At 69.0% G+C, this 15,279-nt stretch carries 12 protein-coding genes and 4 pseudogenes; 13 read left to right on the top strand and 3 right to left on the bottom strand.

What is annotated here, in order from left to right; all coding sequences use genetic code 11:
• Window positions 1-33: 33 nt before the first annotated feature.
• The 12 genes and pseudogenes from OG842_RS44205 to OG842_RS44145 form a co-directional block, all read left to right on the top strand.
• A pseudogene (locus OG842_RS44205) lies at window positions 34-1,518 on the top strand (ISL3 family transposase); the annotation flags it as partial.
• Window positions 1,519-1,680: 162 nt separating this feature from the next.
• Window positions 1,681-2,142 (top strand): nucleotidyltransferase domain-containing protein, encoded by a 462-nt coding sequence (locus tag OG842_RS44200; protein ID WP_266738350.1) that lies wholly within the window; start codon window positions 1,681-1,683, stop codon window positions 2,140-2,142.
• Between the two features lie 125 nt (window positions 2,143-2,267).
• Window positions 2,268-3,346 (top strand): IS630 family transposase gene (locus OG842_RS45605; protein WP_443064102.1). Its coding sequence is split into 2 segments (ribosomal slippage): window positions 2,268-2,769 and window positions 2,769-3,346, totalling 1,080 coding nucleotides; the frame shifts between segments, so codons are not numbered across the junction.
• Between the two features lie 59 nt (window positions 3,347-3,405).
• Window positions 3,406-3,543 carry a hypothetical protein gene (locus OG842_RS44185; RefSeq protein WP_266738351.1) on the top strand — a complete coding sequence of 46 codons (138 nt, stop codon included), beginning with the start codon at window positions 3,406-3,408 and terminating at the stop codon, window positions 3,541-3,543.
• A 194-nt stretch (window positions 3,544-3,737) separates the two neighbouring features.
• Window positions 3,738-4,919, top strand: coding sequence for a hypothetical protein (locus OG842_RS44180; RefSeq protein WP_266738352.1), 1,182 nt, complete (start codon window positions 3,738-3,740; stop codon window positions 4,917-4,919).
• Between the two features lie 197 nt (window positions 4,920-5,116).
• Complete coding sequence (locus OG842_RS44175) at window positions 5,117-5,344, top strand: hypothetical protein (RefSeq protein WP_266738353.1); 228 nt, start codon at window positions 5,117-5,119, stop codon at window positions 5,342-5,344.
• On the top strand, window positions 5,341-6,042 hold the full coding sequence (locus tag OG842_RS44170; RefSeq protein WP_266738354.1) for an HNH endonuclease family protein: 702 nt from the start codon (window positions 5,341-5,343) through the stop codon (window positions 6,040-6,042). The genes OG842_RS44175 and OG842_RS44170 overlap by 4 nt, the downstream gene beginning before the upstream one ends.
• Before the next feature lie 227 nt (window positions 6,043-6,269).
• Entirely contained in the window at window positions 6,270-6,536 is a 267-nt protein-coding gene (locus tag OG842_RS44165; RefSeq protein WP_266738355.1) for a DUF3761 domain-containing protein, read from the top strand.
• 269 nt (window positions 6,537-6,805) lie between these two features.
• A complete protein-coding gene (locus tag OG842_RS44160) occupies window positions 6,806-7,414 on the top strand; it encodes a hypothetical protein (RefSeq protein WP_266738356.1) in 609 nt (202 codons plus the stop codon).
• Between the two features lie 931 nt (window positions 7,415-8,345).
• A complete protein-coding gene (locus OG842_RS44155; RefSeq protein WP_266738357.1) occupies window positions 8,346-9,851 on the top strand; it encodes a hypothetical protein in 1,506 nt (501 codons plus the stop codon).
• A gap of 154 nt (window positions 9,852-10,005) precedes the next feature.
• Window positions 10,006-10,470, top strand: a pseudogene (locus OG842_RS44150) (Mu transposase C-terminal domain-containing protein); the annotation flags it as partial.
• A 39-nt stretch (window positions 10,471-10,509) separates the two neighbouring features.
• Window positions 10,510-11,223, top strand: a pseudogene (locus OG842_RS44145) (ExeA family protein); the annotation flags it as partial.
• Window positions 11,224-11,252: 29 nt separating this feature from the next.
• Here the strand turns inward: OG842_RS44145 and OG842_RS44140 are convergent.
• A pseudogene (locus OG842_RS44140) lies at window positions 11,253-12,071 on the bottom strand (IS3 family transposase); the annotation flags it as partial.
• Between OG842_RS44140 and OG842_RS44135 the strand changes: the two are divergent.
• Window positions 11,979-12,890 carry an esterase/lipase family protein gene (locus OG842_RS44135; RefSeq protein ID WP_328512782.1) on the top strand — a complete coding sequence of 304 codons (912 nt, stop codon included), beginning with the start codon at window positions 11,979-11,981 and terminating at the stop codon, window positions 12,888-12,890. The pseudogene OG842_RS44140 and the gene OG842_RS44135 overlap by 93 nt on opposite strands.
• 356 nt (window positions 12,891-13,246) lie before the next feature.
• Here OG842_RS44135 and OG842_RS44130 read toward each other — a convergent pair whose 3' ends face one another.
• Both OG842_RS44130 and OG842_RS44125 read right to left on the bottom strand, forming a co-directional pair.
• Window positions 13,247-13,789, bottom strand: coding sequence for a GNAT family N-acetyltransferase (locus OG842_RS44130; protein ID WP_266738361.1), 543 nt, complete (start codon window positions 13,787-13,789; stop codon window positions 13,247-13,249).
• Window positions 13,790-13,837: 48 nt separating this feature from the next.
• Window positions 13,838-15,043 carry a DUF4158 domain-containing protein gene (locus tag OG842_RS44125; RefSeq protein ID WP_266738492.1) on the bottom strand — a complete coding sequence of 402 codons (1,206 nt, stop codon included), beginning with the start codon at window positions 15,041-15,043 and terminating at the stop codon, window positions 13,838-13,840.
• Between the last annotated feature and the right edge of the window lie 236 nt (window positions 15,044-15,279).

The following is a 15,279-nucleotide window of genomic DNA, read 5'->3' as shown; positions in this document are numbered from 1 at the left end:
CCAGCGGGATGTACGGGATGCGGCCAGCTCAGCGCGTGGTGTCACAGCCGTTATGTACGGCGCCTCGCCGATGTCACTCTCGGAGGCCGGCCTCTGCTCATCGAGTTGTCCGTACGCCGCCTGTACTGCGAGAGCCTGGCCTGCCCGAAGGTGACCTTCGCCGAGCAAGTGCCGGGGCTGACCGTGCGCTACCAGCGGCGCACCCCACAGTTGCAGGGCCTGGTGGAGGCCGTCGGCGTGGTGCTGGCCGGCCGCGGCGGTGCCCGAATGCTGCGGATCCTGAACGTCACGCTCTCGCGGTGCACGGTCCTGTCCCAGCTGATGCGGGTGCCGCTTCCACCACTGGAGACACCCCGGGTGCTGGGGGTGGACGACTTCGCGGTCTACGGCGGCACCTACGGCACCCTCCTGGTCGACGCCACCACCCGGCTCCCGCTCACACTCTGGGAAGGGCGCGACGCGGAGCAGCTCAGCCAGTGGCTCCGCAAGCACCCTGGTGTCGAGGTCGCCTGTCGCGACGGCTCCCTCACCTACCGGCTGGGAATTACCGCCGGCGCACCCGACGCCGTGCAGGTCAGCGACCGCTTTCACCTCTGGCAGGGCCTCTCCCGCCGCGTTCAGGACATCGCCTCCGCCCACCGCGGTTGTCTGGCCGCAGTACTGCCCCCGGTCAGTGCGACCGATCCCGCACCGGTCGAAGAGGCCGCCGGAAACACCGCGGCGGACACCCGGGCCGGGCGCCATGCCCGCAGGCTGTTCGAGGCCGTGCATGATCTGACCCGCGCCGGCCGGAGCCACAGTTCCGTGGCCCGGGAGCTCGGCCTGGACCGCCGCACCGTGCGCAAGTACGCCCGGGCCCGCACCTGGCAGGAAGTGATGCGCCGCCCGCCCCGCAAGCCCTCCACCCTGGACCCCTACCTCGACTACCTGCAACAACGCTGGGACGAGGGACAGCACAGTGCGAAGATCCTGCACGAGGAACTCCGGACCAAGGGCTACCCCGGCCACTACCAGCGGGTGAAAATGGCCGTCGCACCCCTCCGACGGGGCCTGCCGCTGGACGAGCCACGCGAGCGACCGCCCTCCCCACGCGAAGCCGCCCGCTGGATCACCACACATCCGGGCCGCCGCAGCCCACACATCAACGATCGCCTGCCCCGGCTCCTCGACCACTGCCCCGAACTCAGGCACACCCACGACCTGGTCCGCCGGTTCGCCAGCATGCTCGACAACCGGGACGCCACACCCATACCAGGCTGGCTGGATGACCTCGCAAACAGCGGACTGGCCCCTCTCGCCGGCCTCGCCGGAGCCCTGCGCGAAGACCGCCATGCCGTCGCCCAGGGAATCACCACCCCTTACAACTCCGGCGTCAACGAAGGCCGCATCACCGACGTCAAGCTGCAAAAACGCCTGATGGGCGGACGCGCCGGCATCCCACTTCTCCGCCACCGCGTCGTCCTGATCGCCCACCTCCGCCGCCGCTACGCGGACCGGCCGACCCTCACACCGGGATGATCTCCGGCTACGAAAATCTTGCCAGAGCCACGTTCACTTGTACGCCGACAGCACCCTCGGCATCCACATCACCGTCGCCGTCAAATGGCCACGAGCCGCAGCCGGTGACTAGGGCGCCTACGCAGCCGAGATCAGTCGCCGCCAAAAGACTCAGGAGCCCACATGACACATCGCACCGAACAATCAGCACACCAGAACGAGATCTCCCAGGAACGAGTCGCCGAAGTGCAGGAGGTCATCGACCGCATCACACGCTGGGCCACGACCCGCCAGGACATCGTCGGCCTGCTGCTGGTCGGCTCATACGCCCGCAATGCCGCGCGGCCTGACTCCGATATCGACATCGTCCTGCTCACGACAGACCAGACCCAGTACTTCAACAACACCTGGGCCGACGAGCTCGCCCTCGGCGAACTCGTCCGAACGCAAGCGTGGGGGCCCATCACCGAACGACGCTATGCCACGACCTCAGGCTTGGAAGTTGAGATCGGCATCGGGTCTCCGGAGTGGGCAAAGACGGACCCCGTCGACCCTGGCACACGTCGCGTCGTCACCGATGGCGCTCGCCTTCTGCATGATCCGGCAGGAGTCCTTGCCTCTCTGATCCAGACATGCGGAGCATGACCATCCCGTCAGGGCATTCGGGCGGTTCCAATACCCGACTCCACCATTAACTGACTTCGGCTCGTTGGGGTGAACCTTTTCGAAGTCCCTGACGCGTTCGCCGTGGTGGCTGTATTCCCTGTTGTGTGAGGTATGCGGATGGGGGCGGGCTGACCGCTGCGGGTCGGCTGCGTCGTGAGTCGGTGCGGATGCAGGCGGCCGAGTTGTTCGAGCAGGGAACTAAGCCGTTGGAGGTGGCACGGCGCCTGCGGGTGAGCGGGAAGTCGGCCTACCAGTGGCAGCAGTTGTGGCGGGAGGGCGGTGCGCCGGCGCTGGCCTCCCGTGGCCCGAGCGGTTCGCGGTGCCGACTGTCCCCACGCTGTCTGGAGAAACTCGCTGCGTATCTGGACCAGGGCCCGGCCGCGCATGGCTGGGTGGAGGACCATGTGTGGACCGCGGCGAGGGTGGCCATGCTGATCGGCCGGAAGTTCCACGTCTCCTACAGCGTCTCGGGGGCGACGAGGCTGATGCACCGGCTCGGTTTCAGCCCGCAGGTCCCTGCGCGGCGGGTGGCCGAGCGTGACGAGCAGGCCGTCACCGCACGGAAGGAGGCGACCTGGGCGGAGGTAAAAGAGCCCGGGCGGCCTGCGGGGGCTGCATCTGCTTCGAGGACGAGGCAGGCTTCACCCGCCGGCCGCCCAAAGGACGCACCTGGGGCCGGCGCGGCCGCACCCCTGTCGTGACAGTCAGCGGCCGCCGCTCGGGACGTTTGTCGGTGGCAGGACTGATCGCCATGCGGCCCGGCTCCCGCACCCGGCTGTGCCACCGCCTGCGCACCCACCCCTCCGGCAAGGGCAAGCGCCGTAGCATGGGCGAGCGCGACTTCATCGCACTGATCGACGGTGTCCACCAGCTCGTCAAGGCACCGATCGTGCTGGTCTGGGACCGCCTGAACACCCACGTCTCCCACGCCATGCGCGGGCTGATCGCCGAGCGTGCCTGGCTGACAGTGTTCCTGCTCCCCGCCTACTCGCCCGACCTCAACCCCGTGGAGTGGGTCTGGGCACACGTCAAGCGCAGCCTGGCCAACCTCGCCGTGGTCGCCCTCGACCGACTCGAGGCCCTCGTACGCAACCGGCTCAAACGACTTCAGTACCGGCCCGACACCCTCGACGGCTTCATAGCCGGCACCGGCCTCACCCTCGACCACCCAGCCTCACCCTGACGAGCCGAAGTCAGTTAGGCACCGAAGGACACCTCGCCGACCGCGGCGCGCTCAAGGTCGTGCTCTCCGATCTGCCCGGCGACCCGGTCACCCTGCCGGTCACCACGCTCACGCTGGTCTCCCAGTGGCACGACCGCCGCGAAATCCGGTGGGACGTCCTCGCCGAAGTCCCGCTGGGCAAGGGCCTGGGGCGATGAACCTTGCCGTCAACCGTCCCGAGCCGACACCGCGTTGAAGGAGAACTCCAGGTGCAACGCTGCCACGAGTTCGCGCAGCTCGCGCTCACCTACGGAGAAGAGGACTGACAGGGGCAAGAGCCCCGGACGCCGTCAGTTGAGGCGGGACAGCGGCCCGCTGAGATCCGTGCCCGGCCACGCGCTACGGTGCTCTCGTGGTGATCAAGGGGGAAGACACGGCAACCGGAATCGCATTGCTGCTCGCGGCGGCCCCGGCCGCGAAAGGCCGGCTCATCGACGCCACCAGCGTCCTGCCCACCCTCGCGGCCGTGGCACCCAGCATCCTGACCGGCACTAACGCGGCGACCATCGTCGAACTCGCCGACCCCACCGACCCGCAGACCGTCCTCACGCGCATCCGCGCCGCGGCCGCCGCCCCCGGACCCCTCACCCTCCTCCTCGCCGGACAGCTCCACTGCGACACCAAGCAGCACCTGCCCCACCTCGCTCTGGCCCGGACCACGCCGAGCACCCTGCGCTACACCGCTCTGCCCTGGCACTGGCTGGCCGGCGAGCTCAAGACGCGGGCCCCGGGCACGACCACCGTCATCGCCGACCTGGTCGCCGCCCCGGACGCCTGGCAGCAGATCCGTGCCAACGGTCTTTCCCTCGCGCCCGGGATCCGCCTGTACGGCCGCATCACCCCACCGCCTCCCCGCCGGCGAGTTGCCGAGCCGACCTACCTGAAGGCCCTCGCCACCACCTGGCGCAGCGGCCTCAACCCGCCCCTCGCTCGACTCCACGAGCAGGCCACCGCCCAGGACGAAAACGTCGATGCGGTGCTCCTCGCCACCGACACCACGCCCCCGGCATCCCAGGCCTTCCACCCCTCGCCTACTTCAGCCCCGTCACCACAACGTGCTCAGACCACCCAGGCCGCCACGGTGGAAAACCCGCTGCCCGCGATCCTCGCCGCCGCGCACGCCGGGCGGCACAGCGAAGCCGCCTCGCTCGCCTCCATGTGGGAAGGATGGGCGCTGCGCACCTACGGATCCGGCTCCCGCGAGGCCGTGCACTGGCTGGAAGTGCGGGCCGACCTGGCCCACCTGGCCGGTGACCCAGGCCGCAGCTGCGAGCTGTGGATGACGGCCGCCGATGCGCGGCTCGCCCGCCAGCAGGCACCGGACGACCCCGGAGTAGAGGGCGCTGTCGACCGAGCACACCATCAGTGGCTAAAGACCCAGGACCCGCAGCGCTCCCGCGACCTCGGCCCCTCTCTGGTCGCGCTGCGCCGCCATGTTCCCGGCCGACGTCCCGGAGCGGTCGCAGCTGCTCAGCGCCGCCTGGAACTGCTACACACCGTGCCTCCAGCAGGAGAGCAGCGCGTCGCATCCTGACCGCCAGCCGAGCATGTCGTCGGCCCCGGACCTCTGCTAATGCGCAGCCGACTCAACGAGCTGCGCAGGCAACGGCCGCTCGCAAGAGCCGCCCTGACGGCCGATCGGACCTCGTTCGTGCTTCGGTGCTGCAGGGGAAGCCAGCGAGTGCCGACGTAGGCCGACCACAGGCCCGACCACCGCAGGCCACGGCCAACATGCTGATCCTGGACTACGACGCCGACCGTCGCGCCGTCACCCCGCTGGACAAGGGTGACATGGCAGGCGACCTGCGAGCTGAGCGCGCCGAGCAAGACCAGCACCGCCTGCGCGAGACCCGCCTCACGCACTGCCACGCCCCGCCACCCCGGTACGACTTCCCACCCGCCAGAGTGACCCGGAGACAGGAACAACGATTCTGCGCCCGGCAGGGCCACGGAGCATGAGCGGCATGATTCGTCATCTGCGCCGTACCGCGCTGTTCATGGCCGGTTCGGCTTTCGTCGGTCTTGCGCTCACTGCCGCCCCCACCACCGCCACCGCGGCAGCGGCCCCCCGTACCACTACCACGCAGGTACCGACTTTCCGCGAGCTGCCCGAGCCGCCGGATGCGGTCAAGGCTCGCGAGCTCCTCGCGGACCTGGTCATCGCCGACGAGGACGATGTCCCCGGGTACTCCCGGGCGAAGTTCCCGCACTGGATCACCCAGTCCGGCACCTGCGAGACCCGCGAGGTCGTGCTCCAGCGCGACGGCCAAGGCGTCGTCCAGGACGACCAGTGCCGCGCCACCAGCGGCACCTGGTACTCGGAGTACGACGGGAAGACGGTCGAGTCCGCCTCTGGTATCGACATCGACCACGTCGTCCCGTTGAAGGAAGCCTGGCGTTCCGGGGCGTCCGAGTGGTCGACGCCCGAACGCCGCGCCTTCGCCAACGACCTGACCGACTCGCAGCTGATCGCGGTGTCGGCCGCCAGCAACCGGTCGAAGGGCGACAAGGATCCGGGGAGCTGGAAGCCGCCGCTGCAGTCGTACCACTGCACCTACAGCCGGGCCTGGATCAGCGTGAAGGCCACCTACCAGCTCACCGCCAACCCTGCCGAGGCTGCTGCCCTGGCCGAGATGCTCGACACCTGCGCCACCTGACCCCACCAGGCCGCACACCGGGCGGCACCGACCGGGCACCTGGCCCGCGGTGAACCGCCGCCGAAGCGCCGGACGGACCCAGCCGCGCCCGCCCGCGCTTGACCCGCCGCGGGGGAGGCGACGCAGGAACCCGCTCCCCGGCCCGTTTCCCCCGCGGCGCCCACCCGTCCCCGGGCCCGGACCATGTGACAGCGGGCGCGGGAATCGACCCCGAAAGACATCACACCGTGTCCCTCACCTTCACAGCACCCGACCGCGGCGGCATCGCCCGCGTCGCGGTCACCGTGCTCGCCGTCGCCGCCGCGTTCCTCGTCCCGGCCGCCCGTGCCGGGGCGACCGCCGGATGCGCACCGCACACCACCGGTGTGTGCAGGGCCGGCAGCCCCCACCCGGCAGGCGCGACCGCGGAATGCAAGGACGGCACCCCCAGCTACTCGAAGACCTTCCGCGGCACGTGCAGCGGCCACGGCGGCGTCCGCTACTGGTTCAAGTAGGTTCACCGGCCGACGGTACGGCGGGGCCGTACCCGCCACGCGCGGCGGCCTCCAAGTAGACCGCGCCCGCCTTCCGCCCTCTGGGGATGGTGGGCGGATCCTGTGCGTGGATCTGCACCAGGCACACGAGGCGCGGTGCGGAAGGGCCCTCCTCGCTGATGGCTGGCCCGTCCTGTTGGCCACCGCTTCAAGCGTTGTCGGCGGTGGGTGCGATGATCCCCGAGGCGGGCAGGAGCACGTCGAAATCTTGATTCAGGGGTGGGGCTCGAATGGAAACGTGGCAGGAGCTTTCGACGCTGGTGCAGGAGCGTCTGGTAGCCGCGTCATCCAGTGAGCTGAAGGTGTTCGCCGCCGGCGTCGCGGAACGGCTTATGAGCTGGCACGAGACGCTGCCGGAAGATGAGCAGGCGTCGTTCACCCTGAGCCTGCGCCCTCTGCTGAACTCCGTCTGGGAGGGCGTACTTGGTGATTCGACGGCTTTCACCGCCGTCAATCGCGGGGTGGCCGAGTACATGCTCAGCGACTACTGCCACAACGATGGCCAGGACGGGCCGGACGACGCGGACGAGTCCGCTGCGGCTGCTGTGCTGCATGCGGCGCACGCGTATCTCTTCGGGGTCAGCGAGTTCGCTGTCTGGACCAGCGGCCGGGCCGTCGAAGCTGTTGATCAGCGTCTTGAATACCTGGCCGAGCAGGAAGAGGAAGACCTTCCCGACCCGGACGAAGCACTGGTCGCCGAGCTCCGGCGCCAGTTGCGGGATCTTGACCTCATCGCGCAGCGTGCGAAGGAGCTCCGGCACTCCAGCCTCGGGTTGCCCATCGACACTTCCATCCGGCTTCGCGTCGAGCTGCGGACCCCTCTCTCCAGCAGGGACTGAACGGCCGGGCGCCCGGCCGGCCCGACTCGACGCACCGCACCGTGACAGACTACTACAAAACATGTCAACTCCCCTTATTGCGGAAACAGTTGGACGTACTCGACTAGATCCCCGCCCGCGTACGCGAGCCCTTGGGTTCACCCGTTCGGGCCCGCCACCCGCCCCTGACCCTGTTTCTGCTTGGGGAACGGCCCGGTTCGCAGGCCAAGTCGAATGAACGAGATATGCCACTGGCATATCCCGTTTGCGAGGATTCGGTTTCTTGACTCGTGGGGCGTGCGTAGCATCGGCGGTGTCGTCGCAAGACGCAGGAACGGGGCCGTCCCCGAAGGGAACGGCCCCGTGGAGCGGTCGCCGGGCTACAGCGGGAGCCGACTGAGTAAGTCGAGAAGCAACTCGACTGCACTCAGGTAGAAGCTCCACGCGGCGTAGTCCGGCGCATCGTCCCACTTCATGATCTGCCTCCTCGACAAGGCCGGGAGAGGCACTTCCTCCCTCCGGCCGATCGGTCCGGAGGGAATCCCACGAAGCGGGACACCACGCGATCGCACTCTAAGCGCCGGGGCGAGACCGCCCTTCGGCATGACCGCAAGTGCACGCTTGTGATCCTTCTTGACCAAGTGGCTTTGTCGGTCAGTAGCGCAGTAGCGAGAGCGGTTGTTGCCCAAGAGCGAGAACACCCTGTGAGCACGGAAGACGATGTAGCCGAGTTTCAGCAACGCCCGGTTGCTTGACTTGCCCCGGATGTCGTGCGTACCCCGGCGGGGGTGGATGCGGAGCCTGGCGTTGTGCCGCGTACGGTCAGCGTGCGCATGATGAGCAAGGCCCGCGCCACGTGGTCCAAAAGTCCTGCGGACGGAGACGCCGGTAAGCGCCAGCGAGGTAGCCGTCGGGCGGCCCGGTTCAGGAGGCGAGGTGGGAGGATGACGCGGTGTCCGACTCTCTGCACGAACCGTGGCTGCGCGGCATCGCCTTCAATCCGGCGGCGCCCTCCGACGTCCTGATACGCCTGGTGGATCCAGCGGCCGGTGAGGCCGGCCTGCTGATGTGCGCGGGTCGTGACCTGCCCGACGCCGTCATCGACGCGGCCCTGAACCACCCGGACAGAGTGATCCGCCGCGCGCTCGCGCAGAACCGGCACATCGACCCCGCACGACTAGCCCCCTTGGCGACGGACCCGTCGGGGATCGTCCGCGGGTGGCTCGCCGGCGGCGCCCCTGCTCATCTCCGCCCGCGATGGGTCCGACCACTGCCGGACGACATCCTCGTCACCCTCCTGACCGCCCGGGACGGGGGCGAAGACGGCACGCTCACCGCGAACGAGATCGTGGGGGAGCTCATTTCCTCCCGGCAGATCCCTCTGTCCTTCCACCGCTCCATGGCCGGGCACGAGCACCCCGGGCTCCGTGAACGCGCCACCTGGGAGTGGCAGTCGCTCACCGCCGCGCAGCGGGAGGCACTGCTCGACGACCCCGACCCTGCGGTACGGAACGCGGCGCAGGAGCACAGCTGGGTGCTGGATCCGGAACGGGTGGAGGCCAGGCTGCCGTCCTACGGCTCCCGCGGCAAGCCGTTCGTGTTCGGCAGGTGTGCCCTGTCCCCCGCGCTCGTCGAGCAGTGCTTCGCGGACGGCACGGTGCACCCCCTGACCGGGAATCCCCACATCCCGGCCGACGCCGTCGCCCGGCTCGCCCGCCACCCCGAGGCGGGGATCCGCGAGTTGGTCGCCGCCCGGCCCGACCTGGGACTGGACCTGGTGGCGGAGCTGAGGGAGGACCCGGACGAGGACGTGCGGATGCGCGCGAGCCTCCACCCCTTCCCCCGTACCTGGGCCGAGTGCTGGGCGATCGACAGGGTCATCGGGCACGGCCCGGACTGCACCTGTCCGATCACCGAGCCGACTGGCGAGCCGTCGCCCGACTGGTTCGCCGCCTGCGCGGCGTCCGAGGAACCAGTGCTTCGCCGGGTCGCGGCGCGCTTCCCCGGCCTGCCCGCGGAACTTGCTGCGACACTCGCGCAGGACGACGACGAGGAGGTACGGATCCTGCTGGCCTGCCACCACCCGCTGGCTCCGCCAGGCCTCCTCCTGGACGTCTTCGTCACCCGCCCGGCCCACCGACCGCACCTGCTGACCCTGCCCGCGTTCCCCCGCACCGGCTGGGCCCACCTCATCGGCCACCCGGATCCCGACGTACGGGCCCTGGCCGCAGCCGATCCCACCCTGGCCGAGGCCCAGGTGGAAGACCCCGACGAGTTGGTGTGCCTGGCAGCCGCTGCCAACCCGAGCTTGACGCCGGAAGCCCTGGATGCTCTCCTCGCTGACTCGCGCACCGCAGAGGGCGCCGTGGCCAACCCGTCTCTCCCCGTGCCCCGCATGCACGCACTGCTCGACCGCTGCCTGAACGATGCCGCCACCTCGCCGTCGGGCGGACACTGAGAGACGGCGCCCTCCTAGCGATCACAGGTCTGGCAAGCTCCGTCGGCCATCCAGGCGTCTCTGCGGGTTCGTCCCGCAGCACCACTGCGGCGACGAGATCGCCGACTACCTCGCCAAGTCTGCAAACAGCTTTTCTGCGGGTTCGTCTCGCGGCACCACTGCCCACCGGCGCGTTCACTCCGAGACCGGCGCCGCCCCGCTCGGGCGGTGGATGACCGGTTTCGCAGTTCCCAACCCGTCCGACCTGGCCGAAGCCTTCCGCTGGTCCGAACACCGCACCGTGACCAAGACCGCGCTGGTCTCCCTGCACGGCAACCGCTACCAGGTCGACCCGCTGCTGAGCGGCCAACGAGTCGAGCTCGTCTTCGACCCCTTTGACCTGTCCTTCCTGCGGGTCAGAGCGAACGGCCAGGACGCCGGGACCGCTCTGCCCTACCAGATCAGCCGCCATTCCCATCCGAAAGCACGGCCCGAGATACCGGCCGAACTTCCCCGTCCCACGACCGGGATCGACTACCTCGGCCTCATCGACACTGCCCATACCCGCACTGTCGCCGAGAAAGTCAACTACGCGGCCTTCGCGGTCGATCTGGAATCCGACACGGAGCCCGAGCAGTGATCGATCCAACATGTCCAGCCGCTGACCAGGAGAAACACCGTGATTGACAAGCTCCAGGCCCACTACGGATTCAGCCGCATGCCCTTCGGCCGCGACCTCGCCCCCGGCATGCTCCACCGCCACGCGTCCCACAACGAAGCCGTCGCCCGGATCGGCTGGTGCATCGCGGAACGCTCCATCGGTGTCGTTACCGGCGAGGTCGGCGCCGGCAAAATCGTCTCCGTCCGCACCGTCCTGCACAGCCTCGACCCGTCGAAACACACAGTGATCTACCTGCCCAACCCGGTGATCGGGGTCCGTGGCATCCATGAAGCGATCGTCACTGCCTTCGGCCAGTAGCCCTCTCACCTCGGCTCCCGGCTCACCGCCCAGACCGGCCATGCCCTCACAGCCGAACGTGAGGAACGCGGACGCACTCCTGTCCTGGTCCTGGACGAGGCCCACCTACTCAGCTACGAACAGCTCGAAGCCATCCGCATGCTTACCAACACCGCGATGGACCAGGACTCGCCGCTGTCCTGTCTGCTCGTGGGTCAGCCCACCCTGCGACGGACGATGAAACTCGCTGTCCTTGCGGCCCTCGAACAGCGGACAGCCCTTCGCTACACGATGCCCGGCATGACCGCGACCGAGACCGCCAGCTACATCAAGCACCACCACGGACTCGCCGGCCGGGCCGACCAACTGTTCACCGAGGACGCCATCACGCTCGTCCACACCACTGCACGCGGCTTTCCCCGCGCGGTCAACGACGGGCCTTGACCCCTGATTCTGAACACGGGTTATGTGGCTTCGGCCAGCGTAGTTGATGTTGTTTGGAGTGTTTGTTCGTAGGCGATGGGGCTGCGGTGTCCGAGGCGGGAGTGGCGTCGGACGGTGTTGTAGCGGTGGAGCCAGCGGAAGAGGTCCAGGCGGGCTTCGCGTTCGTCGTTCCAGGCCCTGCGGCCCTGGAGGGTCTCGCGTTTGCAGGTCGCGTTGAACGACTCCGCCAGGGCGTTATCCGCCGAGCTGCCGATGGCGCTCATGGACTGGGTCACGCCAGCCTGGCGGCAGGCGTTGGCGAAGGCCCGGCTGCAGTACTGGGCCCCGTGATCGGTGTGCATCACGGCGCCGGCGAGGCTGCCGCGGGTCCGCTCGGCTGCTTTCAGGGCGTCGACGACGAGGTCGGCGCGCATATGGTCGGCGATCGCCCACCCGGCCAGGCGCCGTGAGCAGAGATCGATCACGGTCGCGAGATAGCGGAACGTCCCGCCGGCCAGCGGCAGGTATGTGATGTCGCCGACGTACTTTCGGTTGACCTCGTCCGCGGTGAAGTTACGGCCGATCAGGTCCGGCACCTTCGCCGCGGCGGGGTCCGGGATGGTGGTGCGATGCTTCCTGCGCAGGCGGAGGCCGGCCAGCCCGATCGCCTGCATGATGCGGGCGACCCGCTTGTGGTTCACGCGCTCGCCGTCCTCGCGGAGTTCAGCGGTGATCCTGGGGGCGCCGTAGGTGCCGTCCGAGGCCCGGTGGATCACGCGTATCCGGGCGGCGAGCTGGGCGTCGGCAGCCTGGCGGGCTGCCCGCAGCGGTGCACTGCGGCGCCAGTGGTAGAAGCAACTGCACCCAGCCAGGCCGCGATCGAGGCCGGACCGCCTCCACGCAAGAACAGCACGCAGCGTCCCGTCTTCTTCGTCAAGGGATACACACCCGGCGCCGCGTGCGGCAGTAAGTGGAACTCCGCGGCCAAGCTGTTCAACAGGTCGGGCTGGGAGGGCCCGTTACACCGTGTCGGCTTCTACGAAGAAGACGATCCGGAGTGCGACGTTCGCATCGACCCGGAAGGGAAGGGCACCGTCGACACGTCCCTGAAGGATCTGGGGCGCGGGCTGGCGTGGAAGATCCACGACATGTACTCCGCCAAGGGGCAGACCGTCGACCTCGTCGGGCATTCCATGGGAGGGCTCATCATCCGTGCCGCGCTGGCTGGATACGCGAAGGGCGACCCCACCTGGCCGGACACGCTGTACGTGGAGGATGTCGTCACCCTGGGCACTCCGCACAAGGCTGCTTGGTTGGGCGCAGTCTGCCTCCCCAACCTGCAATGCCGGGAGATGTACTACCCGCGCGGAGCCTTCCGGAGCTGGCTCGGACCGAAGCTCTCCCAAGCGCAGGGCGGAACGGACTGGACTCTTGTCAGCTCGAATGCCGACTTCTCCGTCAGCGCGGGGAACGGCGCCCCCACCGACGTCGGGGCGCAGCACCTCGTGCGGTACTCGGAGCGAGCGGACCTTGGCCACAGCCAGCTGCGTACGATCCGCCGGGCCGGCGCGTTCCCACTCCGATACACCAACAACGGTGGCGCCTGGGGAGGCCAGAGGAATGGTGCCGCGCCCCTGCGAGTGGCGATGAACGCGCTGTACTGGCACAGCCGGTGGTGAACCGGCCCAGTTCGCCGTTGACGGCGACCGTCGACGTCCCGTCGCCATGGGAGCCGGCGCACCACTGCCCTGAAGTGCCCGCACCGTAGGGCGCTTATCGAAAAGGGGGCGGTTCGGTAGACGTCACGGAAGCTGGTCGGGCTGATGTGGCGCCACTGAACGCACAGTCGCGGCGGCTGGGCCCAGTCACCGGAGAGCATGACGAGGGGCGTCGTCCCGGTGGTGACCGGGACGACGCCCCTCGTCAGGGTTGTACTGCCAGCGGTGTCGGACGACACGAGTGTCAGTGCCCGGCGACATGAGCGTTGTCAGTGAGCGGGGGCGTCGGCGTTCGGCTTGCCTCTGAGCGCGGGGAGCTACAGAGGTGCCAGGAGCATGAGGACTTCGTCGCGGTCATCTCCGGGTGTCAGTCGCAGGGCGCCTGGCCAGCGACCTATCTCTTTCCAGCCGAGTCGGCCGTAGAAGCCTTCGAGTCCGACGCCTCCCCGGGCGGCGAGGTGCAGTTGTTCCAGCCCCATCTCGTCACGGGCGATCTCGCGGGCGCGGTGCATCAAGGAGGCGCCGAGTCCCTGTCCGCGTACGGCGGGTCGGGTCTGCACATGGTGAACGGTGCCCCAGTGCGCGGTGAGAAGGTCATTACTGCGGCGGAGATTCATCCAGCCGACGAGAGAGTCTCCGACATGGACGAGCAGCAGGCGGCTGTGCTGCGGATCAAGGCTTCGGCCGATCCGGTCGGCTGCCGCGTCGACGACCTCCGGGTCGACCGGCAGGAAAGGAAACCCAGCTGCGCCGCCCGCATTGCTGACCTCGACCCAACAGTCGACCAGTGACCTTCTGAGTTCTGGGGTGAGGTCGCCCGGGGTGCTGAGCTGCTGGAAGGTGGTGTCGGAGTTGGTCATATCCGGTGAGTGTGCCAAACGGCTTTGCCGCAGCTCAGGCCAGCCTTGCTATGGAGCGGAGCGAGCGGCTACGGCTTCGTCGTACGCGGCCAGCGTCCGGTAGAGGGTGGAGCGGCCGATGCCGAGGTGCCGGGCGATCGAGGTGACAGGTTCGCCTGCGTCGCGGCGCCGCAGGGCGACGGCCAGCATGTCGCCGTCGACGGCCGGCGGGCGGCCGCCGTGGTTGCCGTTCGCGGCCGCGGTGTCCAAGCCGATCAGGGTCCGTTCGTGGATGAACTCCCGCTCGACTTCCGCCATGGCGGCGAATACCACGAAGAGGACCTTGCCCGCGCCCTGCGGGTCGTACATCCCGGCGAGCGGGCCGCTGAGGATCTCCAGGCGGTGGTCGCATTCGGCGAGGTCCTGTGCGGAGGTGATGAGCTCGATCATGTTGCGGCCGAGCCGGTCGAGCATCGTGACGGTCAGGGTGTCGGCCGGGCGCAGGTCGGCGAGCGCCGCGTTGCACTCGGGGTGGATCTTCTCGCGGGTGCCGATCTTCTCGACGTAGATGCGTACGCAGCCGGCCTTCTTCAGGAGGCGGACCTGCCCGGCGAGGTCCTGGCCCGCGGGGACGACGACCAGGCCCTGCAACCCGGCGGCCTGCACCTTGGTGGAGGCGGCGGCGAGTGTGGCCCACAGGCGTTCCTCGGCGCGCTCGCGCGAGCCGGAGACAAGGCGTTCCAGCACAGTCACGCCGGGCAGCACCACCTTCTTGTCGACCAGCCGCTTGGTGGCCAGGTCGAACAGCAGGGTGGGGCGCTCGGAGCCGATCCACGCCCGCTGGTAAATCCAGCGGGCCAGCGCGAACCACTGGTCGAATTCGAACTTCGTGTACCCGTACCCCTCGCGTATCTGGTCCTGGTGGCCCCAGCGGGCCTCTTTCGTGCCGTAGCCAGCGAACTCCGCGGGGTCCAGTCCCAGGTGCTCGGCGACGTAGTCGACCACCACGGCGGGTACGTCCTCAGGGTTGTTCAGGAACGTCCCCAGATAGCGGACGGTCCCGAGCTGGACCGCCCAGCCGATCCGGTTCCGCACGCCCTTGGCGGCCATCGCCCGGCGCCGCGCGGTCTGATCGAGCAGGAAGGAACCGGCGAGCTGTCCTCGTCTGGGTCCTCCGCGAACCGGCCGAAGCGCCGTCGTTGGTCCTCGCTCAGAAAGTTGGTGGGCACCGCGCGCTCCTTGATCGTTAACGTGACTCGCGCGTGACGTTCCCAGCCCCTCCGGCCGTTTGTTCGGTGATCTTCCATTCCGGTCCGGACCATCACCGCATCTGGTAGGCGGCCGGACGAGGGGGCTCGACTGGTGGCGATCCCCGACACCGCGCCCTGAGCCTCCGCCTCATCCCGCCGAACTGGCCGCCCCTGCCAGGCAGTTCCGGCTCGGGGGCGAGGACGGCAGCATATGCTGGCTGAATCCGGGTCAATAGGTGCGGCCGGTGGGCCGTGTCGCGG

The sequence above is a fragment of the Streptomyces sp. NBC_00376 genome, from assembly GCF_036077095.1.
Taxonomy (GTDB): Bacteria; Actinomycetota; Actinomycetes; order Streptomycetales; family Streptomycetaceae; genus Streptomyces.
The sequence above is the reverse complement of the archived record's forward strand: the minus strand, read 5'-3'. Positions and strand labels throughout refer to the sequence as shown.

Excerpts from the sequence above, each read along its gene's own strand:
- OG842_RS44130 (WP_266738361.1), bottom strand. The coding sequence starts at position 13,789 with ATGACCAACTCCGACACCACCTTCCAGCAGCTCAGCACCCCGGGCGAC.
- OG842_RS44200 (WP_266738350.1), top strand. The coding sequence starts at position 1,681 with ATGACACATCGCACCGAACAATCAGCACACCAGAACGAGATCTCCCAG.
- OG842_RS44170 (WP_266738354.1), top strand. The coding sequence starts at position 5,341 with ATGAGCGGCATGATTCGTCATCTGCGCCGTACCGCGCTGTTCATGGCC.
- OG842_RS44175 (WP_266738353.1), top strand. The coding sequence starts at position 5,117 with ATGCTGATCCTGGACTACGACGCCGACCGTCGCGCCGTCACCCCGCTG.
- OG842_RS44160 (WP_266738356.1), top strand. The coding sequence starts at position 6,806 with ATGGAAACGTGGCAGGAGCTTTCGACGCTGGTGCAGGAGCGTCTGGTA.